We start from the raw sequence: 22,054 nt of genomic DNA, 5'->3' as shown, positions 1-22,054 counted from the left end.
AGAGATGAGTAAAGTACAAACAAATAAGAGCAGTTCTTTTATCGGTATATTATCTAACCTGATTAAAGCAGCAGGTCCAATGGGTGGACGACTGCGAATGAGTTTAATATTGATATTGTTGTCTTCTGTTTTTCAAGGAGCAGCTTATACTTGCTTTTACCCTATTTTTATGAATATAGGGAAGGGAAAGCCTGAGCAAGTATGGTTTTATATCTGGATAGCATTAGGCTTCGTCGTGATTAGTGCAATCTGTAGATGGATAGGGCAAGACTATGATTACGGAGGTTTCTCTTCTCAGGCACAGTATGACCTTCGCAAGAGACAAGGGGAGAAATTGAGAGAGATGCCCTTAGAGTTTTTATCTAATAAGCGCTCTGGAAAGTGGAGTGCCGTGATTAGTAATAATGTAGATGAGGTGATCTCTTACACCATTACAGTGTCAAGTTTGATGATGTATGGAGTGATTACACCTATATCAGTAGGGCTGATGACTTTCTTCTTTGACTGGAAGATAGCGATCGTTATCTTGATTTTATTCCCTGTGATCATCCCGTTGTATCGCTGGAGAAAACCAGCTTATGACCGTGGAATGTATTATCTAAATGAAGTACACTCTGAGCTAAATGCAGAGTCTATAGAGTTTATCCAAGGGTTGCCTGTGCTTAAAGCAAGTAATGGTATAGAGCGTATCGTAGCTCGTTTAAATAAAAGCATTGACAAAGTAAGAGAAGTGCAAATCTTCGGGCATGGCAAAGGGAGTACTCCTAATCTGATTATTACTTCTGCTTTAGAAGTAGGGATGTTAGTATCCTTGGGATTGGGAATATTGTTTGTGCTAAAAGCAGATAGCAATATGATGGTCATGACAGCCTTAATGATTATTGTGATTCGCTTCTCAGAGTTGATCTCTAGCTTTGTACCCATGACCATGATATTTAGTCTGATGGAAGCAGGATATAAGCAAATCACAGCGATGTTAGATGCTCCTGTCTTAGAAGTAAAGACACCTCAAGCGAAACCTACCTCTTATGGTATAGAGTTTAAAGAAGTAGACTTCTATTATGAAGATGCTCAAGAAAAGACTTTGTCTAATATCAACTTATCTATTGCACCGAAGTCTATTGTAGCTTTAGTAGGACCTTCAGGTTCGGGTAAGACTACGCTGGCAAGAATGATTATGCGCTATGCAGATTGTCAGAAGGGAAGCATTAGTATAGGAGGAGTTGATATTGCTAATTTGAGTCAAAACGATTTGTTGAGTATGATTTCTGTGGTATTCCAAGAGGTTTATTTATTTGATGATACCATAGGTAACAATATCCGTATGGCGAAACCTACTGCTACTCAAGAAGAAATAATAGACGCGGCTAAGCGTGCTCAATGTCATGACTTTATCAGTCAATTGCCTAAAGGGTATGATACGCCTATAGGAGATATGGGAAATACCTTATCAGGTGGAGAACGCCAGCGTATCTCTATTGCGAGAGCACTGCTTAAGAACAGCCCGATAGTCATTCTAGATGAACCAACGTCTTCTCTAGACTCATTAAGCGAACTTGCCGTACAGCGTGCTATCGATGAGTTAGTGAAAGAGAAGATTGTGATTATCATTGCACATAGGTTATCTACAGTCAGAGGCGCGGATAAGATATGTGTCTTAGAAAAAGGTCAGATAGTAGAGGAGGGAACACATGAAGCCTTAATGATAAAACAAGGTAAATACTGTGACCTATGGGAAGCAGAGAAGCAAATAGAGGCTTTGTTTTAAGAAGAAATAGCAATTGTATTCTATAGATTAGAAGGGCTAAGGACAGATAGTAGACTCATTTGATAAGCTTACCCCAAGTTCGCTTTTCCTTAGTTTCTTTTATGTAAAAGCTTGTGATATTGTATCACAGGCTTTTTTGTTTTAATGGTGGTAGAGATAAGAAGGTATTACTTTATAATCAGAATAAATAGTATGGGCTTAATATAGTAAATAACTAATAATTAGTTTTTTAGTGTTGTTTTCTGTATTTTGTGTACGGGATGTCAAAAAAATACTGAATGACTATAAAATAGTAAAAAAAACTAAGTGATTTTAGTTTATTTTTGCGCCTTTAATTTTTATTTGCTTTATAAAAAAATGCCACAAGAATTACAGTTACAAGTTCTTCCTGAAGTTGCAGGTACAGCGGATTTATTGACGCAGTACGTTGCAAACCATGTGAAGTGTTCTCCAAAGGACATTAAGCATATCACGATCTTAAAGAGATCTATTGATGCGAGACAACGCACCGTAAAGATTAATTTAAAGGTTGCTGTTTTTTTTGCCGATGAGGATGTCGTGCACAGACATATTGATTTTCCAGAGTATAAAAATGTAAAGGATGCTCCACGTGTTATCGTGGTAGGAGCAGGGCCTGCAGGTTATTTTGCAGCCTTACAACTAATCGAGCTAGGGGTAAAACCTATTGTAGTCGAAAGAGGAAAAGATGTGCGAGGTCGTCGTCGTGATTTGAAAGCAATAAATATCGATCATATCGTTGATCCAGATTCGAACTACTGTTTCGGAGAAGGAGGAGCGGGAACTTACTCAGATGGGAAGTTGTATACACGCTCTAAAAAACGCGGTGATGTCAATCGTATACTAGAGCTATTAGTAGCCTTCGGAGCATCACAAGATATATTAGTAGAAGCACATCCACATATCGGAACGAATAAACTTCCGAAGATTATGCAGGATATGCGTGCTAAGATTGAGGAGTTTGGTGGAGAAGTGTTATTTGAGAAAAGAGTAGTAGACTTTGTGATCAAAGGAAATGAAATAGAAGGAGTAAAACTACACAATGGAGACCTAATCGAAGCAAAGAAAATAATCTTAGCTACAGGACACTCTGCTCGCGATATCTATGAATTACTAGACCGTAAGAAAGTCTTGATAGAAGCAAAGCCTTTTGCCCTAGGAGTACGTGCAGAGCACCCACAGACGCTGATAGATAAGATACAGTACTCATGTGATTACAGAGGAGAGTTTCTTCCTCCAGCACCTTATTCTATCGTGAAGCAGGTTAATGGAAGAGGAATGTATTCATTCTGTATGTGTCCAGGAGGGGTTATCGCGCCTTGTGCTACAGCACCAGGAGAGGTAGTAACCAACGGATGGTCACCGTCTAAACGAGATCAAGCAACAGCCAATTCGGGTATCGTAGTAGAATTGCGTTTAGAAGACTTTAAACCTTTTGAAAAGTTCGGAGCTTTAGCAGGTATGGAATTTCAAAAATCAATAGAACAACAGGCTTATAGGGTAGCAGGAGAGACACAGCGTGTACCTGCACAGCGTATGGTAGACTTCTCTCAGTCTAAAGTATCAGAGTCTATCCCTAAGACATCTTATCTACCTGGTACGACTTCTATAGAGTTAGGACAGGTATTCCCAGGCTTCTTGACGCAAATAATGAGACAGGGATTCCAAGAGTTCGGCAAGTCGATGAAAGGGTACTTCACAAATGAGGCTATATTACACGCTCCAGAGAGTAGAACATCCTCTCCAGTGCGTATCCCTCGTGAGGATTATACCTTAGAGCATCCTCAGATCAAAGGACTTTATCCATGTGGAGAAGGGGCAGGGTATGCAGGGGGTATTGTATCTGCTGCCATCGATGGTGAGAAATGTGCGATCATGTGTGTCGAGAGCATGCAGTAATTAATTGAGAATTTAGAATTAAGAATTAGGAGTGTATTGCCTACGGCATTTAATGGCTAACAGTTGTTAGTTGACAGTTAACAGTATTGCCTATGGCATTTGGCATGTATATCACGCAATCGTAGAGATGATCATATACACCCGCCACCTAGTAACCACAGTCTATATAAGGTAGAGGCGCAATATCTTGCGTCTCACACAACGTATATCCATACCGTATACCACGCAATCGTAGGGATGTATTAGATACATCCGACACCCAGTAGATCATAGTTCTTTTTAAAGACATAAAATTTAATATACAAGCCTAATTACGAGAGTAGTTAGGCTTTTTTTATGTTATAAACGTATCAACAAGATATAACTAATACTTTTCAAGTTATCACTATCCTAGCTATATGTTCATTCCTTGTCGACTTCTTCATTTATTTTAGGAGGGGGTAGAAACTAAATTGTTAATGTTCTTAATGTGTCATTATTTGTCTAGGAAAGGAATAGGGAGTTCGGTAGCTTTATGAGGAGAGATTATTCTTGTAAAAGAATAATTATTTCGTATGTTTTTAATATAACTAGATTAGTGGATGTATTAATCATAAAAAGAGTATAATTTTAGGAAATGTATTTTTTATTTAGATAGTATGTAAATAAGAATTAACGTAATTACTAAGGTAGTTAGTTAATTGTTTATTCAAAGTTTTAAGAGAGTAAATATGTCTTAGAATATTTGATTAATTTTGAGATTAAATAATTAATAAAATATGAAATTTTCACAAAGGATAGGTGTAAAACCAATAAGAGAAATTTTACAAATAGAATCTATAGATGAAGTTTTACAAAATAAATTATGGAATGTTATTAGTAATGAGTTTCTTAATAAAATTAGTTCAATAGAACTTCTTGAAATTCTAGAACATATATGGGTTGACTATTTCGAGAATTTAAGAGATGAATACCCTGCTAGTATGGGATTTAATAGTACTCTTAAAGATGATTATTATAATTATATTAAAAGAGAGTTTTTTAATTGTTATTGGTATGAGGTATATGATTTTATAGAGTATCTAGTTGCATTTGAATTAGGAAGTAGTAGGTTTAAATATCTTGATTTTAACTTTATCTCAAATTTTAATGATGTACTGAGTAGTGAAATGGCTGGATATAGAATAGTTAATGGATTAATCATTCAAATAACAACAGAAGAGGAGATATTAACAATTGAAGAGTCTATAACTTCAACAGGGAATAGAGCTGTAGTAGAGCATTTAGAAAAGGCTTTATTATATCTATCAGATAAAATGTCTCCAGATTATAGAAACTCGGTAAAAGAATCTATTTCAGCAGTTGAAGCCTATTGTTGTTTTTTAATAAATGAACCTAATATTAGTTTAGGGAAAGCATTGAAAAAATTAGATGATATACATCCTTTGCATCCATCATATAAATCTGCTTTTGAGAAATTATATGGTTATACAAGTGATAGTGGAGGAATTAGACATGCTCTTGTTGAAGATGGAATTCTTGTAAAACAAGAAGATGCTAAATTTATGATAGTGGTTTGTTCTGCTTTTATAAATTATTTAAAAACAAAAGAAGAGTTGTTTAAAAATTCAAATTACAAGAAATCAATCAATTCTATTTCTAGAAGTAGATAAAGTAGTAGATAGTGTAAAAAAGAAATATGAAGGAATATTATAAGAACAAAAAAACGCACTATATAAGTGCGTTTTTCGTTAGTAAAAGGGTAATAATTAAAGAGAAAAATATCTATTTAGCAAACTTCTTACTTGCAGCTACACAAAGAATCACTCCGAAAGTGACGTATAGCATTGTAGGGCTTACTTTTTCGTTTAATACTGTTGCCGCTAATATCATCCCTAATAGCGGTTGTAATAATTGGATTTGACCTACTGTTGCGATTCCTCCTTGTGCTAATCCTTTATACCAAAAGATATACGCTAAAAACATACTGACAACAGAAATATAGAAGAGTCCAAACCAAGATTCTCCACTTACTAGAACTAAGTCTGTAGGTACCATATAAATCATAATCGGCACTGTAAGAGGTAGTGAGATAATACACGCCCAAGAGATTACTTGATATCCTCCTAGTGTTTTAGATAGTTTAGCTCCCTCTGCATAGCTCTGTCCACATAGGATGATCGCTAAGATCATTAGGATATCCCCGATAGGGTTAGAACTTACTCCCTGTGAGAATGCAAATCCAATCACTAAGGCACTCCCTATTAGAGAGAATAACCAGAAGATAGGTTTAGGCTTCTCTTTACCAATGAATACAGCGAATATAGCTGTAGACAGGGGTAACATTCCCATAAATACCAATGAATGTGCTGAGGTGATGTACTCTAATGCCATCGCTGTCAATAGAGGGAAACCAATAACTCCTCCAATGGCAACTTTAATTAGTGGCCACATCTGTTCTTTGGTAGGGCGTTTTTCGCGAAGAGCTATTACGCAAGCTAGCGCTAATAAAGCTGCGATAACTGCTCTTGCTGCAGTGGCGAAGATAGGGTCTAGGTCTTTAACCGCCATCTTAGTAGCAGGCATTGAACCTGCGAATAGAAGTACTCCAATAAATCCATTTAACCATCCGTTAGATGATTTTGTTGTTGCATTTAAAATGCCTGATTGTTCCATTATTCTGTTTTATTTGGGACAAAATTACCTCTATGTATAGGATTCACACAGTATCAGTTTTGTATATTTGCATGGGCACAGTTAGTAGATGAATATGAGCAAAACCTTTTTGTATAGTGAGATTGCAGAGAATATAGCTTCTCAGATTAGAAGTGGAAATATTAGAGAAGGAGAGAAGTTACCTTCCTTGCGTGGGTTATGCGCAGAATATGAGATCAGTATGAATACAGCAAGACGTGTTTTCTTAGAGTTAGAATCCCTGTCTTTGATTTATTCGAAACCTCAGAGTGGTTATTTTGTGAGTAAATTAAGTTATAAGAACTTACCTCTTCCAGAGGAGAGTAATCCCATTTTATTAGCTAATCACTGTGAACCTAATGATATTCTTCAAAAAGTATACGCTAATATAGGTAGAGAAGATCTCTTATTATTGTCTTATACGGTGGCGTATGGAGATATGTTGCCTATTGCTAAATTAAAGAAAGAGATAGTACAAGCCACTAGAGATTTGCCTACTGGTGGGGTACAATACGAACGATTAGAAGGCAACGCCAATCTGAGGAGAATGATTGCTTTGCGATCTTCAGGTTGGGGAGCTAATCTTCAGGAGGAAGACTTGATCACCACAAATGGAGGGATGAACGCAGTAGCTCTTTGTCTAACAGCATTGAGTAAACCTGGAGATACTGTTGCGATAGAGAGTCCTTGTTATCCTGGTATTCTACAATTAGCTCTAGGATTGGGGCTAAAGGTGTTTGAATTACCGACTAATCCTAATACAGGGATAAAAGTAGAAGCGCTAAGAGAGGTGGTCTCAGCAATAGATATTTGTATTTTAATCTCAAACTACAATACTCCTGTAGGGAGCTGTATGCCTGATGAGAACAAGAAAGAGGTGGTAGAGCTATTGGCACAGCACGATATTCCTTTGATAGAAGATGATGTATATGGTGATCTATGTTTTGAAGGTCATCGACCTACTTGCTGTAAGACATTCGATAAGACAGGAAATGTGCTTTGGTGTAGTTCTATCTCTAAAACACTTGCACCCGGATTTAGAGTAGGATGGGTAGCACCTGGCAAGTATAAAGATAAAGTGCAAAATATCAAACTGATACAGTCTATCTCTTCCTCTTCCTTAGAACAAGAGGCTGTAGCCAATTTCTTAAGGTCAGGGAAATACGATAAACACTTGCGAAAACTAAGAAGAAAACTATATCAGAATTACCAGAACTATGCTAGAGTTATTCAGCAGAGTTTTCCTAAGAATATTAAGATTAGTCAGCCACAGGGCGGGTTGTCTTTGTGGATAGAGTTTAGTGAAGAGATTGATACTATAGAGTTGTATGACTTAGCGATGAAGAAAGGGATAAGTATAGCTCCTGGACGGATGTTCACTTTGCAAAATCAGTATAACAACTCCATGCGATTGTGCTTTGGCTTGCCTTGGGATGTACAATTAGAGGGAAAGATTAAACAGATAGGTTTATTAGCTAGACAATTGCAAAACTTAAAGACTGTTAATACAGAATAGGAATAGCTGAAAGGAAAAGGGAGTTGCAAATACACGTTGAAATAAAAGAGAAAAAGTAATTTGAAAAACTTATCTATCAAGAGAAAAAAATTACATTTGACTTGACTAAACCAATGATTATTTATGATTCCACTACACGATTTAATGCTGTTTGCGATAGCGGCAGTAGTCTTGGCTATTACTCCTGGGCCAAATATGTTATATCTTATAACGAGAACATTATCACAAGGAAAAAAGGCTGGATTTATCTCTCTGATGGGAGTGATTTGCGGTTTTCTATTTCATATTGTATTAGTGTCTTTTGGGCTGACGGCTATATTATTTACCATACCTTATGCCTATGCTATACTGAAGTGGACAGGTGCGCTGTACTTAGTGTATTTGGCGTTTCAAGCGTTAAAACCTAATGCAAAGAATATATTTGATGTAGAACAAAGCGTTAAAGTAGATTCTCCGAGTAAGCTGTTCTCAATAGGTTTTTTAACGAATGTCTTGAATCCAAAGGTAGCGGTATTTTATCTTTCTTTGTTTCCCCAGTTTATTAAGCCAGCTTATGGATCTGTATTGTTACAGAGTTTAACATTAGGAACTACTCAATTATTAGTTAGTTTTATCAATAATTTTTTAATTGTTTTATTTGCGGCTAAGATGGCTTCTTTCTTTCAGAGACAACCTTTATGGGTAAAAGTACAGAAGTGGTTTATGGGGAGCGTATTGTTGTTTTTAGCTTTTAAAATGGCTATTTCAAAGGGAAAATAGTGTTTCTGTTTTTAGGATTTAGTACTTTTAGCTCTAAACTAATCTAAAAACTAAAATTATGAGCATCAATAGAACGCGTACTTTCTCTTGGGAAGACCCTAATAAAACTTTAGAAGAGGCAAAGAAATTAAATGGATATGAGTTTCTAATGCAGGTATTAGAAGGGAATTTACCTATGGCTCCTATACAAGAAACAATATCTTCTAGAGTAGTTTCTGTAGAAAAAGGACAGGTCATATTCGAACTAAAAGGAGAAGAGTTCCATTATAACCCAATAGGAAGTGTACATGGAGGTATCATTAGTACGGTATTAGATTCGGCAATAGGATGTTCTTTATTGAGTACCCTAGAGATTGGAGAAAGCTTTACCTCATTAGATTTAAAAGTGAATTTCTTGAGAAGAATAACTGCGGATACTCCTCCTTTAACTACGAAGACGAAGATTATCCATAAAGGACGTACTACAGCTTACTTAGAATGTGAATTACTAGATGCAGAAGGCAAATTATATGCACATGCTGTGTCCAACTGTATGATCTTTAGATAATATATTAGCCCACTAAATAAGTGGGCTTTTTTGTGCTAATATTTCGCAGTGTAAATCAAGATTAGTTTTTGACAATATAGTTGTTGTTTAATGTAAAGAATATGTGTTGATTATGAAATAAAAGGAGAGGTGAGACGTTTTAACCCATATTAGCATTAGCCAAATACTACAAAGCAATTCTACTTCATAGTTCTTTCATTAGCTCTAAAACCATACTATAGTATGCTTTAATCACTAATTCAGACCTATTTTGTATAATTACTTTTCGTTTATATGTCTATTGCATAATCTGGGTTTAAAATAGTAAAATAAGCACAATGAAAAAGAGGTACTTTATTTTAATCATGATAGGTGTTATAATCACCCTTGGAGTAGTCTTCTCAGAAACTATTGTATTAAGATTAGTGGGAGTACAAGAGTTAGAAGTATTTTCTCAAAAGGATTATGAAGAATCTCTAGTTAAATTAAAAGAGAAATATCCTGAAAGAGCACAGTTTCTCATTAGTACACAAGAGCAGTTTATAAGTTATTCGTCTCTCGTAGAGAAAGACAAACAATATATTCTGACCAAACCTATACAGTTATTGTATTTTAAAGAGGATAGTCTAGTTTCTATACATTCTAGTTGTAATGTTCCTATAAATTATTGGACATGGAAGTTAGATTGGAATATAGACAATCGATTTGAACAGTTTCCTCCATTATCTAGCACATCTACATTAGACATAAAATTAAAACAAATACAAGATGTATATGGTTTTAGAAGGGAGAATACGTCTGAGAATACTTTGACTGTTTTTTGGAGCAGAATGATGGAGAAACAAGTATATGGAGCTTTAGAAACAGTAATTTATAATAAAAGATTATCGAATAAAAAGGAGAAGTTAAACACAATCTTTATCAATGTAGATCATGCTTTTTTAGGTAAAATAGTTTTAGATGAGTAATAATCTGACAGAATAAGAAGAAAAAGGACACTTTTACAGGTGTCCTTTTTGCTTTTTTGGGGTATTTATAGAACTAAAAATAGTATTAATTAAAACTTTTTTTGAAGTTTTTTTACTAAAAAAAAGAGATGACTTTAATTATTTGATTTTTGAACTAAATAGAGTCTTTTTTTGTTTTTTTTAGATGAAAATAGAGTGAAATACATCTTTTTTAAGTAAAAAACACTTTGAGATATGAAGCTAGTCGTAGCAAGACTTGACCTTGTTTATAGAAACTGTTTTTGACAGATTAAATACGGTTATTTGTTAAATATTTTTAGAGGTGATGTTGAAGGTAGTGGTTTTTTTATATTTTATACTTATTTTGTTTGTTTTTTATTCTGTAAAACAGCCTGTTTTTTGATTAAAACATTAAGTAAATTGTTTTTTATTGTTTGGTTGTGTTAAATCAATTTATATCTTTGAACTATAGATCAGAAACAAAAAAGATGAAAAATTTAGTAAACATTCTAGTGGTTCTAATTATTGTGATTGTGGTAAACACATTTGCACGGGAGTCGCTATGCTGATTTTTTCTATCTAGAGATAAAGAATATTTGAAGCCTCCCGTTATCGGGAGGCTTTTTTTATTTAAAGCATTTTGCAATTAGACTTCTCTAGTCGTTTTGCTATCAAGGATATATAATCAACCAAAAAACACAGTTATGAATGTATTGAACAAGTACAGTAGAGTAATCACACAAGACCAAACACAGCCAGCGGCACAGGCTATGCTTTATGGAATCGGACTGAGTGAAGAAGACTTAGATAAGGCACAGGTAGGTGTTGTGAGCATGGGCTATGAAGGCAATACCTGTAATATGCACTTAAACGATCTGGCGAAGTATGTAAAGCAAGGCGTCAAACAGAGTGGATTAGTAGGGTTAATCTTCAACACAATCGGTGTGAGTGATGGTATTTCGAATGGGACAGAAGGTATGAAGTATTCTCTTGTATCTCGAGATATTATAGCAGATTCTATTGAGACAGTGGTTAATGCACAATGGTATGACTCTGTCATTGCTATCCCAGGTTGTGATAAGAATATGCCTGGTGCAATTATCGCGATGGGGCGACTAAATAGACCAGCTATTATGGTATATGGCGGTACTATACACTCGGGGAAATACAAGGACGAATCACTAAATATCGTCTCTGCTTTTGAGGCCTTAGGCAAGAAGTTTAGCAACTCTATTGCAGAAGAAGATTACAAAGGGGTGATTAAGAATGCTTGCCCAGGAGCAGGAGCCTGTGGAGGGATGTACACAGCCAATACAATGGCATCAGCCATAGAAGCTCTGGGGATGAGTTTACCACATAGTTCTTCCTATCCTGCTCTAAGTAGTGAGAAGAAACAGGAGTGTTTAGAAGTGGGACAGGCTTTGAGAAATCTATTAGAGAAAGACATTAAGCCATCAGATATTATGACTAAAGAAGCTTTTGAGAATGCGATGACAATGGTGATTACACTAGGAGGATCTACGAATGCTGTACTTCACTTAATTGCGATGGCACATGCTGTAGACATTGAGATTACACTAAAGGACTTTCAGGAGATTAGCGATAGAGTACCTGTCTTAGCAGATCTAAAACCTAGTGGAAAGTACCTTATGGAAGATTTGCACAAAATAGGAGGGGTACCTGCTATTATGAAACATCTGTTGGATCAGGGATTATTGCATGGAGATTGTCTTACAGTAACAGGAAAGACAGTAAGAGAAAACTTAAGTTTAGCAAAAGACTTGGCTAAGGACCAAGATATTATTGTGGATATCACTACTCCTATTAAGGAAAGTGGACACTTACAATTTCTCTATGGAAATCTAGCAGAGAAAGGAAGTGTAGCCAAGATCAGCGGTAAGGAAGGAACGTTCTTTAAGGGGAAAGCAAGAGTATTCAATGATGAGTATGCAGTTATTGCAAGTGTATCGGCTCAAGAAGTTCAGCCAGGGGAAGTAATCGTTATTCGATATTGTGGACCTAAAGGAGGTCCAGGAATGCCAGAGATGCTTAAGCCTACTTCTGCAATTATGGGAGCAGGATTGGGCAAGAGTGTAGCTCTTATCACGGATGGTCGTTTCTCAGGAGGAACACATGGTTTTGTAGTAGGGCATATTACTCCTGAAGCGTATGATGGAGGTACAATTGCATTAGTAGAGAATGGAGATATCATCAGCATTGATGTAGAGAATAGAAAGCTAGAGCTATTAGTCGATCAGAAGGTATTAGAAGCCCGTAGAGAAAAGTGGCAAAAGCCAGCACTAAAGTTTAAAAAAGGAGTATTGTATAAATACTCAAACTGTGTGGCAGATGCATCAGAGGGATGTATTACGGATAGAATTAGGAATTAAGAATTAAGAATGTTTGGCTAAGCCATTCGGTATGTATACCCTATATATAAAGTAGAGACGCATTATTATGCGTGTCACAGGGAATGGGGAAACAGGGAACAGAAAAGTTGCAAGAATATACGTCACGGATTAAAAATTCGCGCCATCAGCGTAACGATTTAAACTGTGTAAGAATCGCTCAAAGTCGGGAAACTTTGCGCAGTAAGACAGATCCGTCACATAATGTAGAGACGCATTTAGCCCGCACGCCTCCTGTCTCATTCACTAAAAATGTCTACTAGACATTTTCTTAACGTTCTGTCCTGTGTCACAGGGAATGGAAAACAGGGAATGGAAAACAGGGAATGGGAAACAGGGAACAGGAAAGTTAGGAGAATACACGTCACGGATTAAAAATCCGCGCCATCACAACATCACGTCCTATCGGCACACAACGGTAGGGGCGAATTGCAATTCGCCCTACAAAACAACATCACGTCATCACGGTTTCATAAAAAAACAACATCACAAAAAAAAACGATTTCAAAAAAACACAAAATATGCAACAAGAAAAATTAACAGGAGCACAGGCGGTAATCTCTTCTTTGTTGTGTGAAGGAGTAGAGACAATATTCGGGTACCCAGGTGGGGCCATAATGCCCATCTATGACGCTCTTTATGACAAAATGGATGAGCTAGAACACATTTTAGTACGCCATGAACAAGGAGCAATACACGCAGCACAAGGATTTGCAAGAGCTTCTGGTAAAGTAGGAGTAGTCTTTGCTACTTCAGGACCAGGAGCAACTAATTTGATTACAGGGTTAGCAGATGCCTATATTGATTCAACACCTGTGGTGTGTATCATAGGACAGGTAACATCTCAATTATTGGGGACAGATGCGTTTCAGGAGACAGATGTAATAGGTATTTCGATGCCGATTACGAAGTGGAACTATCAAGTAACTAAGGCTTCAGAGATAGCACCTACTATTGCCAAAGCATTTTATCTAGCGAAGGCTGGAAGACCTGGACCTGTTGTGATTGATATCACAAAGGATGCTCAGTTCGGAATGACTGCTTTTGAATATAAACCATGTTCTGAGGTGAGAAGTTATGCTCCAGAACCTCCAGTCGATTTAGAACGCTTTCACCAAGCAGCTGATTTAATTAATAAGGCAAAAAAACCTTATTTGTTAGTAGGACAAGGGGTATTATTAAGTCATGCAGAACAAGAGTTAAAAGCCTTTGTAGAAAAGACAGATATACCTACTGCTTCCACGCTTTTAGGTTTAGGAGCATTGCCTAGTAATCATAGTCATTTCTGTGGAATGCTTGGAATGCATGGTGATTATGCAGCGAATGTAAAGACGAATGAGTGTGATGTATTAATCGCTATAGGAATGCGCTTTGACGATAGGGTAACTGGAGATGTATCTCGATATGCAAAGCAAGCTAAGGTTATTCATATTGATATAGATGCAGCAGAGTTAAATAAAATTATTAAGGCAGATATCGGAATACGAAGTGATGCTAAAAAGGCATTAAATACTTTGATTGAACTAGTAGAACAGCGTACTCATAAGGATTGGCTTTCTGAGTTTAAACAAGGCAAAGCATATGAAGTAGAACAGTTGAGAGTTCACAAACAGCAAGTCAATGCAGACAAGATTATGATGGAGGATGCTGTTAAGTTATTGACAGAATTGACAAAAGGGGAAGTTGTCATTGTAACGGATGTAGGACAACATCAGATGATAACAGCCCGTCATTATCAGTACAATTCACCTAAGACAAATATCACTTCTGGAGGATTGGGGACAATGGGGTTTGCTCTTCCTGCGGCTGTAGGTGCTAAGCTAGGCAATCCTCAACAAACGGTAGTTGCGATAGCAGGGGACGCAGGTTTTCAGATGAATATTCAAGAACTAGGTACAATTATGCAAAGTAATATAGGGGTGAAAATGATTATTCTAAACAACAGTTTTTTAGGAATGGTAAGACAGTGGCAGCAGATGTTCTTTGAGAAGAGGTATAGTTTTACGGAGATGAACAACCCTAATTTCGTAGGTATTGCTCAATCGTATAATATCAAAGGCAATAAAGTAGAACATGCAACTGACTTAAGACATGCATTAGAAGAGATGCTTGTTCATCCGGGAGCTTATCTATTAGAAATAGTAGTAGAGAAGGAAGAAAATGTATATCCAATGATTCCAACAGGAGCAAGTGTTTCTGATGTATTATTAAATTAAAAGACAAGGAGTATGAAAGAGGAATTCACATTGTCGGTTTTTACTGAAAATAGTATTGGGATGCTGACGAGAATAACCAATGTTTTTACGCGTAGACATATTAATCTAGATAGTCTTACAGTGTCAGAATCTGAGATAAAACAGGTTTTTAAATACACCGTAGTATTTAAAAGTACACAAGAGCAAGTTGATAAATTGATTGGTCAGTTAGAGCGATTAGTAGAGGTGTTTAAGGTATTTGCACATAAGAATAGTGATATTATTTACCAAGAGCTAGCACTTTATAAAGTAAAGACAAATTTATTGTCTAATACCCAAGTAGAACAAATCATTAGAGCGAATCAAGCTAGAATATTATCAGTAGATAAAGATTTTATAGCGATAGAGAAAACAGGGTATATAGAAGAAATAGAGAATCTTTTTACTCAGTTGTCTAGTTATGGTGTACTAGAGTTTACTCGTTCTGGCAGAGTAGCGATTACGAAGCCTATGAACTATGAAGAGCTTTATTTGATTAAGAACTAAGAATGTTTACCCTTCGGGGAATTAAGAATCTAAAATTAAGAATTAAGAATGTATGGCTACGCCTTAAGGAAGTTGCCTTCGGCTAGGGAGTCACCGCTTTGTCGCACTACTCTTACTAGGTAGGCGCTACGTTAGAAAATAGAAAATAGGAAACAGGAAACAGGAAACAGGAAACAGGAAACAGAAAACAGAAAACTGGGAACAGGGAACAGGGAACAGGGAAGTCAAGAGAGCTTTAAACGAGATATATGTCACGGATTACAAATCCGCGCCAACATCACAACATCACAACATCACAACATCACAAAAAAACGATTTCACGAAATCACAAAAAAACAAAATCACAAAAAACTATAAAAAATGGGACAAATTAATTTTGGAGGAACACTAGAAAATGTAGTGACAAGAGAAGAATTTACATTAGATAAAGCAAGAGAAGTATTAAAAAATGAAGTATTGGCTGTTATTGGTTATGGAGTACAAGGACCAGGACAGGCACAGAATTTAAGAGATAATAAGATCAATGTGATCGTAGGACAGCGCAAGGATTCTAACAGTTGGGATAAGGCAGTAGCTGATGGATGGGTAGAAGGAGAGACGCTATTTGATATTGAAGAAGCTTGCCGACGTGGTACGATTATCATGAACCTACTATCAGACGCAGGACAAATCCATACGTGGGAGGCAGTTAAAGGTAATCTATCAACAGGTAAAGCATTGTATTTTTCTCATGGTTTTGGTGTCGCTTTTCATCAGAAAACGAATATTATTCCACCAGCAGGAGTAGATGTATTTTTAGTAGCACCGAAAGGGTCAGGAACATCTTTGCGTACATTGTTTTTAGAAGGATGTGGACTAAACTCAAGCTATGCTATTTTCCAAGATGCTACAGGTAGAGCACAGGAGAGAGCTTTAGCCGTAGGTATTGCTATTGGTTCAGGTTATTTGTTTGAAACAACATTTGAGCGAGAAGCTTATAGTGATTTGACTGGAGAACGAGGAGTGTTAATGGGAGCTATCGCAGGTATTTTTGAAGCGCAGTACAATGTACTAAGAGCAAAAGGACATACACCTAGCGAAGCATTTAATGAGACAGTAGAAGAGTTGACACAGAGTTTAATGCCTTTAGTGGCAGATCGAGGAATGGACTGGATGTATGCTAATTGTTCTACTACAGCACAGCGAGGAGCGCTAGATTGGAAAGATAAGTTTAGAGATGCTACTACTCCTGTGTTTAAAGAATTATATGAGAGTGTAGCGTCAGGAAGAGAGGCAGAGATTGTGATTAAGGCAAATAGCGAGAAAGATTACAGAGCTAAGCTAGAAGAAGAATTAAAAGAATTAAGAGAAAGCGAACTTTGGCAAACAGGTGCTGAGGTGAGAAAACTAAGACCATCCCAATCATGAACTTATTGACAAAAGTATATCAAGCACAACAGAATATTGCACGAGTCGTCGTCCAGACTCCTTTAATGAAAAATCTAAACCTAAGTACAGTATATCAGGCAGATATCTATTTGAAAAGAGAAGATTTGCAACCTGTACGCTCTTATAAGTTGAGAGGAGCATATAATAAGGTTATTACACTTACTCCAGACGAGCAGTCTGGAGGTGTAGTATGTGCTAGTGCAGGTAATCATGCGCAAGGAGTCGCTTTCGCTTGTCATCATCTAGATATCCACGCAACGATATTTATGCCGATTACTACTCCTAAACAGAAGATAGATCAAGTCAAACTATTCGGTAAAGATAAGGTTAACATCGTTTTGAAAGGAGATACATTTGACGCCTGTTATGCAGAAGCAAGCTTGTATTGTAAAGAGAATAAAGCGGTGTTTATCCATCCTTTTGATGATGAAGAGGTAATCGCAGGTCAGGGTACTGTAGCATTAGAAGTATTACAGGCTATGAAAGAGCCTATTGATTATGTATTCGTCCCTATTGGAGGAGGAGGTTTAGCAGCCGGAGTCAGTACTGTATTTAAACATTTAAGCCCATATACTCAGATAATAGGGGTAGAACCAGCAGGAGCAGCATCTATGCAGACTTCTATTCAAGAGAATGTGAATACAGCATTAAATACAATAGATACCTTTGTAGATGGGGCTGCTGTTAAGCGAGTTGGAGATTTAAACTTTGCTATTTGTAAAGAGAGTTTACACGATGTAATAACAGTAGCCGAAGGAAAGGTATGTACTACTATTCTCAGGCTTTATAATGAAGAAGCACTTGTGGTAGAGCCAGCTGGAGCTTTAAGTATAGCCGCTCTTGATTTGTATAAAGATAAATTGGTGGGCAAAAAGGTAGTCTGTGTAGTAAGTGGAAGTAATAACGATATTACTCGTACAGAAGAGATAAAAGAACGCTCACTCTTATATGAAGGGCTAAAGCATTATTTCATCGTTAATTTTCCACAACGGCCAGGAGCATTAAGGGAGTTTGTGAATGAAGTACTAGGGAAAGATGATGATATCACTTATTTTCAGTTTTCAAAAAAGAATAATAGAGAGAGAGGCCCTGCAGTAGTGGGGATAGAATTAGCCAACAGACTCGATTATGATCATCTGATTAAACAATTAGAGAAACATAATTTTAATTATCAGTATTTAAATGATAATGAAGCACTATTTACTCATTTAGTTGGCTAGTAGATTTCTTTATAAATGACTTGATTAGTAAGTCAGCATTGAATAGGTTCCGATTGTTTCTCGGAACCTATTTTTTATTCTAGAATAGAGAACGAATAGAGTTGTTGTCAAGAGTAGTTATATAAGACAAATAGTACTGAGTGATTTAAGTATAGCTATAGAATGAATGAAAGATTTCAGGAGTAGAATTGTTTTGTAGTATTTGGTCTATGTGTATTCTAGTTTTAAATTAGTAGACTGAAAATAAGCTCTATTCGTTATGGGACAAAGTACAGAACAATGTATTATAGATTTACAACAACTAGAAACTCCTATCGGTACTATCGTGGTCTGTGCTACAGATAAGGGAATTTGTTTATTAGAGTTTGCTGATATAGAGGTAATACAGAAGGAGTATGATCATCTTAGTAAAGAGAAGAATGCCGTGATTGTACCTGGAGAGAACAAGCATATTACCCAATTAAAAGAGGAGTTGAAGAAGTACTTTGAAGGAGAGTTGATTACTTTTAGTGTTGCTTTAGATCTAATAGGAACAGCATTCCAACAACAGGTGTGGCATGGACTTCTTCATATCCCTTATGGAGAAACAAAGTCTTATAAAGAACAATCGGAGTATCTACAGATTCCAAAAAGTATTAGAGCTGTAGCGAATGCGAATGGAATGAATAGAATAGCTATTGTGATCCCATGTCACCGAATTATAGGTACTGATGGTAGTCTGACAGGCTACAGAGGAGGGATTTGGAGAAAGAAATTCTTATTAGAATTAGAGAATAAAGAGAGATTCTCTTCTTCTCAGTTAACATTGAGTTTATACTGAGGTCAGTATAGTAAATTGTGGTTTTGAAAATAGCTATAATTAATCGCAAAAGCGTATTAGTAAGAATTGTACTTTAGTTTTATCAATTTTAAGAATTTGTATCGTGATAAAGATGTTTTTAAGTTCTTCATTCTGTGATGTAGTTAGCTTATTTAGTGACTTTGCTGGTGAAGAAGTAAAAGGAAAAAGGGTGACCTTTATTCCCACAGCCAGTGTAGTAGAAGAGTATGTGGGACATGTAGAAAATGACAAAAGAGCTTTCGAAAGTTTAGGAATCATTGTAGATGTATTAGAACTGAGTACAGCAAGTAATGAAGAAATCAGAGAGAAAGTAAGTACTAACGATTACATTTTTGTATCAGGCGGAAATTCTTTTTACCTACTCCAAACTTTAAAAGAAATGGGTGCTGATTACTTAATAAAAGCAGAGGTGTCTAAAGGGAAGCTGTATATAGGGACTTCGGCAGGAAGTGTTGTGATGTGTCCTGACATTCGATATATAGAGGCAATGGATGACAAATCATTTGCCCCTAAGTTGACAGAATACAAGGCAATGGGAATGATAGATCAATATCCTTTAGTACATTATGGATGTGAACCTTTTACAGAAGTAGCTGAACAAGTATATCAAGAATATAAGGATAAATTGCCTTTAGTGTTGTTAAATAATTACCAAGTTCTGACTGTCCAAAACCAAGAAATAGAGGTGTTGTCACTATAATTCAAAGTGTAAAAGTGGAATAGGGGGGATAATGTTTGAAATTGGTCAGCTTTTATAGTTTGTTCTTCTTATCAAATGTAATAGCTTGCAGTAACCAAACAAATTAAAAACGATGAGAGATTGATAGAGTAGAATTGCCCTTATCTTTTTATCAATCTTTCGTTATTATTTTTCTTTCCTTAGAAAAGGAAACAATTACAATTAAAGTGTTAAGAAATTTTTAGAAGGTTACAGTGATGTAGCCTTTTTTTAATTCTTATTTGTCTGAATATACTTCATTAGATATAAAACATTGAAATGAGTTAGTATTCTTCTAATTACATTTGATATCTATATTTATTTTCAATTGGCATCAAGTAATTTTACCTCACATAGTTCATTATTGTTGTTTTAAAATTAACTCAACACTTAGAAGGTGATCCGAAAGATCGCCTTCTTTTTTTTTGCATCCAGAGTACTCTTATAGTAAAGAGTTATACGATATTTAATTTGTTTGAGTCCGTAGTGAGTCCGTAGTGAGTCCGTTATGAGTCTGTTATGAGTCTGTTATTTTGGATATTTCAACGGAGTCATTATAGACTTATAGAAGACTTAGTATTGAAATATGTCAAGGCAAATAGAATTGATAGTACAACAAGAGTAAAATCTACTTACAGCTGATTAGATAAGTCCAACATTGTAAATAAGGTAATAGGAGTACTTAAACTATATATCAGAGTAATAATTAATCGATTATGTTTAAATAATAGAAGAGAACTTATTCCTTTAAGAGTTGACCTAATACCGTTTTTTTATAAGTCTCTCCTATAGGGATGATGGCCTTATCTATATATAGTCTATTGCGCTCTATAGTATCTAAGTGTTGTTTGTTGATAATAAAAGATTTATGTACACGGATAAATAAGTGACTAGGTAGCTTATCTTCCATCTCCTTTAAAGTGCATAGCGTGATAAGACGTTCATTCACTAGATGTAATGCCAAATAATCTTTTAACCCTTCTATATACTTTAAATCATTAAAGAGTACTTTGATATGTTTACCATCTGTTTTGATAAATAAGTGATTCTCTTGATCTATTTTTGGAGGAGTTGTCACTATATTATTCTGTTGTATAATGGGAGATGCCTTCTGTATGCTTTTAAAAAAACGCTCATAGGTAATCGGTTTTAATAGATAATCGATTACATTGTGTTCATACCCTTCTAATGCATATTGGTTATACGCTGAGGTGATGATGAAGTAAGCCTTTCTACCCAGTAGATTCATGATTTGCAGTCCTGTTAGTTCAGGCATTTGTATATCAATGAAGCACAGGTCTACGTCTAACTGTTGTAATTCAGTTAAAGCTGTTAATGCAGAGGTAGAGCTTCCTACTAGTTCTAGCTGAGGAGACTTCTGTACATAATCGCTTAGTAAGGCTACCGCTAAGGGTTCGTCATCTAATATATAGCATTTAATAGAACTCATAATTCAATGGATAGTTGGCAAGTAAAGATATTCTCTTCTTCTGTAATATTCAAGGTATGTTTATTCGGAAATTGTAAATCTAAGCGTTTATGGATATTGGCTAGACCTATTCCACTAGTCTTATCCTTGTTATAATTGTTAGTCTTGTTTTGAGTATGTATTTCAAGTAGGTTATTGTGCTGCTTAATCGCAATTGTAAAAGGATGTTCTTGATCTGTCAATATTCCATGTTTAAAACCATTTTCGATAAAAGGCAATAGCAATAAAGGGGGAATGAGTAGACTAGGATTTTCTATATCTATGTCTAGGATGATATGTGTTTGTCCTGCGATACGCATTTTCTCTAGGTCAATGAAGTCCTGTATATAGTTGATTTCTTTTTGAAGTTCTATATGATCTGTATCCGTTTCATAAGTCATATACCTCATGAGTTGACTTAATTTATCTATAGCAGGGAGCGCCTGTTCAGACTTCTGATAGACTAAAGAATAGATATTGTTTAGTGTATTAAAGACGAAATGAGGATTTATCTGTGATTTTAAAAAGCGCAATTCTACTTCATTTTTTTCTTGTTTTATAATTTGATTTAATTGTAGACTTCGAATCAAATAGATGATAATAAAAGTGATAGTAGAAGAAAGAATAGGAATTAGACTAAAGTATAAGTTGTCAAAGATGTAAAATAATACTGGAGTACCAGGGTAATAATTCTGTACGCCCCATATCCACAATATGACGCCTTGTTCTATAAAAGCTCTTATTACCAAGAAAAAGAGATAAGAAGATAGCCATCCTAGAAAAACTTTTTTCCAAGTGAACGACTTCATCACTTGAGGCATAATGTAAAGGTAATGAAAGTAAAAAACGCTAACGAAGATGATAGCAGTGGTGTTATTTAGAATAGAGAAATCAGTAAATCTAATTAAATATGGAGCATTATAATCTAAGTGAACATAGTAAATATAGATGATGAATAGCCATAAGAGTAAGTGTAATTTTCTTTCTTTTTGGATGGATAAAACCTCTACTGTCTTCATAAGTATTGTTTTTTGTAAAGCTATAAAAACTTAGTTTTTAAATAAAGAGTGTTCATCGGATAAAATAGAGTGTTGGTCGAAAAA

Annotated in this window: 17 protein-coding genes; 14 read left to right on the top strand and 3 right to left on the bottom strand. The window is 35.8% G+C overall.

Translation table 11 applies throughout. The features are described from left to right. The first annotated feature begins 4 nt into the window (after positions 1–4). From BK054_RS17035 to BK054_RS17025, 3 genes are all read left to right on the top strand, one after another. Positions 5–1,768 (top strand): ABC transporter ATP-binding protein, encoded by a 1,764-nt coding sequence (locus BK054_RS17035; RefSeq protein ID WP_006265721.1) that lies wholly within the window; start codon positions 5–7, stop codon positions 1,766–1,768. Between the two features lie 357 nt (positions 1,769–2,125). Continuing rightward, positions 2,126–3,685: an NAD(P)/FAD-dependent oxidoreductase gene (locus BK054_RS17030; protein ID WP_006261625.1), complete on the top strand. Its 1,560-nt coding sequence runs from the start codon at positions 2,126–2,128 to the stop codon at positions 3,683–3,685. Positions 3,686–4,443: 758 nt separating this feature from the next. Then, complete coding sequence (locus BK054_RS17025) at positions 4,444–5,337, top strand: AbiJ-NTD4 domain-containing protein (protein ID WP_006261624.1); 894 nt, start codon at positions 4,444–4,446, stop codon at positions 5,335–5,337. 112 nt (positions 5,338–5,449) lie between these two features. Here the strand turns inward: BK054_RS17025 and BK054_RS17020 are convergent, their stop codons facing one another. Further along, positions 5,450–6,340: a DMT family transporter gene (locus tag BK054_RS17020; protein WP_006261623.1), complete on the bottom strand. Its 891-nt coding sequence runs from the start codon at positions 6,338–6,340 to the stop codon at positions 5,450–5,452. Positions 6,341–6,428: 88 nt separating this feature from the next. On the opposite strand from BK054_RS17020, the gene BK054_RS17015 reads away from it, so the two are divergent. The 11 genes from BK054_RS17015 to BK054_RS16965 all read left to right on the top strand — a co-directional run bounded on the left by BK054_RS17015 (position 6,429) and on the right by BK054_RS16965 (position 19,465). Continuing rightward, positions 6,429–7,874 carry a PLP-dependent aminotransferase family protein gene (locus BK054_RS17015; protein WP_006265719.1) on the top strand — a complete coding sequence of 482 codons (1,446 nt, stop codon included), beginning with the start codon at positions 6,429–6,431 and terminating at the stop codon, positions 7,872–7,874. A gap of 123 nt (positions 7,875–7,997) precedes the next feature. After that, complete coding sequence (locus tag BK054_RS17010) at positions 7,998–8,633, top strand: LysE family translocator (RefSeq protein ID WP_006265718.1); 636 nt, start codon at positions 7,998–8,000, stop codon at positions 8,631–8,633. 58 nt (positions 8,634–8,691) lie between these two features. After that, positions 8,692–9,180, top strand: coding sequence for a PaaI family thioesterase (locus BK054_RS17005; protein ID WP_006258348.1), 489 nt, complete (start codon positions 8,692–8,694; stop codon positions 9,178–9,180). Positions 9,181–9,497: 317 nt separating this feature from the next. Beyond that, positions 9,498–10,127 (top strand): hypothetical protein, encoded by a 630-nt coding sequence (locus BK054_RS17000; protein ID WP_006264100.1) that lies wholly within the window; start codon positions 9,498–9,500, stop codon positions 10,125–10,127. Positions 10,128–10,831: 704 nt separating this feature from the next. Then, entirely contained in the window at positions 10,832–12,517 is a 1,686-nt protein-coding gene (gene ilvD / locus BK054_RS16995; protein ID WP_006265717.1) for a dihydroxy-acid dehydratase, read from the top strand. A 539-nt stretch (positions 12,518–13,056) separates the two neighbouring features. Next, positions 13,057–14,751, top strand: a complete 1,695-nt coding sequence (gene ilvB / locus BK054_RS16990; RefSeq protein ID WP_006265716.1) for a biosynthetic-type acetolactate synthase large subunit — start codon at positions 13,057–13,059, stop codon at positions 14,749–14,751. A 12-nt stretch (positions 14,752–14,763) separates the two neighbouring features. Further along, positions 14,764–15,276, top strand: coding sequence for an acetolactate synthase small subunit (gene ilvN / locus BK054_RS16985; protein WP_006258343.1), 513 nt, complete (start codon positions 14,764–14,766; stop codon positions 15,274–15,276). 360 nt (positions 15,277–15,636) lie between these two features. Next, positions 15,637–16,683: a ketol-acid reductoisomerase gene (ilvC, locus tag BK054_RS16980; RefSeq protein ID WP_006265715.1), complete on the top strand. Its 1,047-nt coding sequence runs from the start codon at positions 15,637–15,639 to the stop codon at positions 16,681–16,683. Next, positions 16,680–17,924 carry a threonine ammonia-lyase IlvA gene (gene ilvA / locus BK054_RS16975; RefSeq protein WP_006265714.1) on the top strand — a complete coding sequence of 415 codons (1,245 nt, stop codon included), beginning with the start codon at positions 16,680–16,682 and terminating at the stop codon, positions 17,922–17,924. Before ilvC ends, ilvA begins: the two co-directional genes overlap by 4 nt. Before the next feature lie 259 nt (positions 17,925–18,183). Further along, positions 18,184–18,744, top strand: coding sequence for a methylated-DNA--[protein]-cysteine S-methyltransferase (locus BK054_RS16970; protein WP_006265712.1), 561 nt, complete (start codon positions 18,184–18,186; stop codon positions 18,742–18,744). Positions 18,745–18,856: 112 nt separating this feature from the next. Beyond that, positions 18,857–19,465: a Type 1 glutamine amidotransferase-like domain-containing protein gene (locus BK054_RS16965; protein WP_006261615.1), complete on the top strand. Its 609-nt coding sequence runs from the start codon at positions 18,857–18,859 to the stop codon at positions 19,463–19,465. A 757-nt stretch (positions 19,466–20,222) separates the two neighbouring features. On the opposite strand, the gene BK054_RS16960 is transcribed toward BK054_RS16965, so the two are convergent. Together BK054_RS16960 and BK054_RS16955 are read right to left on the bottom strand one after the other, a co-directional pair. Beyond that, complete coding sequence (locus BK054_RS16960) at positions 20,223–20,933, bottom strand: LytR/AlgR family response regulator transcription factor (RefSeq protein WP_006265711.1); 711 nt, start codon at positions 20,931–20,933, stop codon at positions 20,223–20,225. Further along, positions 20,930–21,970 (bottom strand): sensor histidine kinase, encoded by a 1,041-nt coding sequence (locus BK054_RS16955; RefSeq protein ID WP_006265710.1) that lies wholly within the window; start codon positions 21,968–21,970, stop codon positions 20,930–20,932. Before BK054_RS16955 ends, BK054_RS16960 begins: the two co-directional genes overlap by 4 nt. Positions 21,971–22,054 lie beyond the last annotated feature (84 nt).

Origin of the sequence: Myroides sp. ZB35, assembly GCF_001865835.1 — a bacterium.
GTDB classification, from domain to species: domain Bacteria; phylum Bacteroidota; class Bacteroidia; order Flavobacteriales; family Flavobacteriaceae; genus Flavobacterium; species Flavobacterium odoratimimum.
The sequence above is the reverse complement of the archived record's forward strand: the minus strand, read 5'-3'. Positions and strand labels throughout refer to the sequence as shown.

Excerpts from the sequence above, each read along its gene's own strand:
- BK054_RS17035 (WP_006265721.1), top strand. The coding sequence starts at position 5 with ATGAGTAAAGTACAAACAAATAAGAGCAGTTCTTTTATCGGTATATTA.
- BK054_RS17030 (WP_006261625.1), top strand. The coding sequence starts at position 2,126 with ATGCCACAAGAATTACAGTTACAAGTTCTTCCTGAAGTTGCAGGTACA.
- BK054_RS17025 (WP_006261624.1), top strand. The coding sequence starts at position 4,444 with ATGAAATTTTCACAAAGGATAGGTGTAAAACCAATAAGAGAAATTTTA.
- BK054_RS17020 (WP_006261623.1), bottom strand. The coding sequence starts at position 6,340 with ATGGAACAATCAGGCATTTTAAATGCAACAACAAAATCATCTAACGGA.
- BK054_RS17015 (WP_006265719.1), top strand. The coding sequence starts at position 6,429 with ATGAATATGAGCAAAACCTTTTTGTATAGTGAGATTGCAGAGAATATA.
- BK054_RS17010 (WP_006265718.1), top strand. The coding sequence starts at position 7,998 with ATGATTCCACTACACGATTTAATGCTGTTTGCGATAGCGGCAGTAGTC.
- BK054_RS17005 (WP_006258348.1), top strand. The coding sequence starts at position 8,692 with ATGAGCATCAATAGAACGCGTACTTTCTCTTGGGAAGACCCTAATAAA.
- BK054_RS17000 (WP_006264100.1), top strand. The coding sequence starts at position 9,498 with ATGAAAAAGAGGTACTTTATTTTAATCATGATAGGTGTTATAATCACC.
- ilvD (WP_006265717.1), top strand. The coding sequence starts at position 10,832 with ATGAATGTATTGAACAAGTACAGTAGAGTAATCACACAAGACCAAACA.
- ilvB (WP_006265716.1), top strand. The coding sequence starts at position 13,057 with ATGCAACAAGAAAAATTAACAGGAGCACAGGCGGTAATCTCTTCTTTG.
- ilvN (WP_006258343.1), top strand. The coding sequence starts at position 14,764 with ATGAAAGAGGAATTCACATTGTCGGTTTTTACTGAAAATAGTATTGGG.
- ilvC (WP_006265715.1), top strand. The coding sequence starts at position 15,637 with ATGGGACAAATTAATTTTGGAGGAACACTAGAAAATGTAGTGACAAGA.
- ilvA (WP_006265714.1), top strand. The coding sequence starts at position 16,680 with ATGAACTTATTGACAAAAGTATATCAAGCACAACAGAATATTGCACGA.
- BK054_RS16970 (WP_006265712.1), top strand. The coding sequence starts at position 18,184 with ATGGGACAAAGTACAGAACAATGTATTATAGATTTACAACAACTAGAA.
- BK054_RS16965 (WP_006261615.1), top strand. The coding sequence starts at position 18,857 with ATGTTTTTAAGTTCTTCATTCTGTGATGTAGTTAGCTTATTTAGTGAC.
- BK054_RS16960 (WP_006265711.1), bottom strand. The coding sequence starts at position 20,933 with ATGAGTTCTATTAAATGCTATATATTAGATGACGAACCCTTAGCGGTA.
- BK054_RS16955 (WP_006265710.1), bottom strand. The coding sequence starts at position 21,970 with ATGAAGACAGTAGAGGTTTTATCCATCCAAAAAGAAAGAAAATTACAC.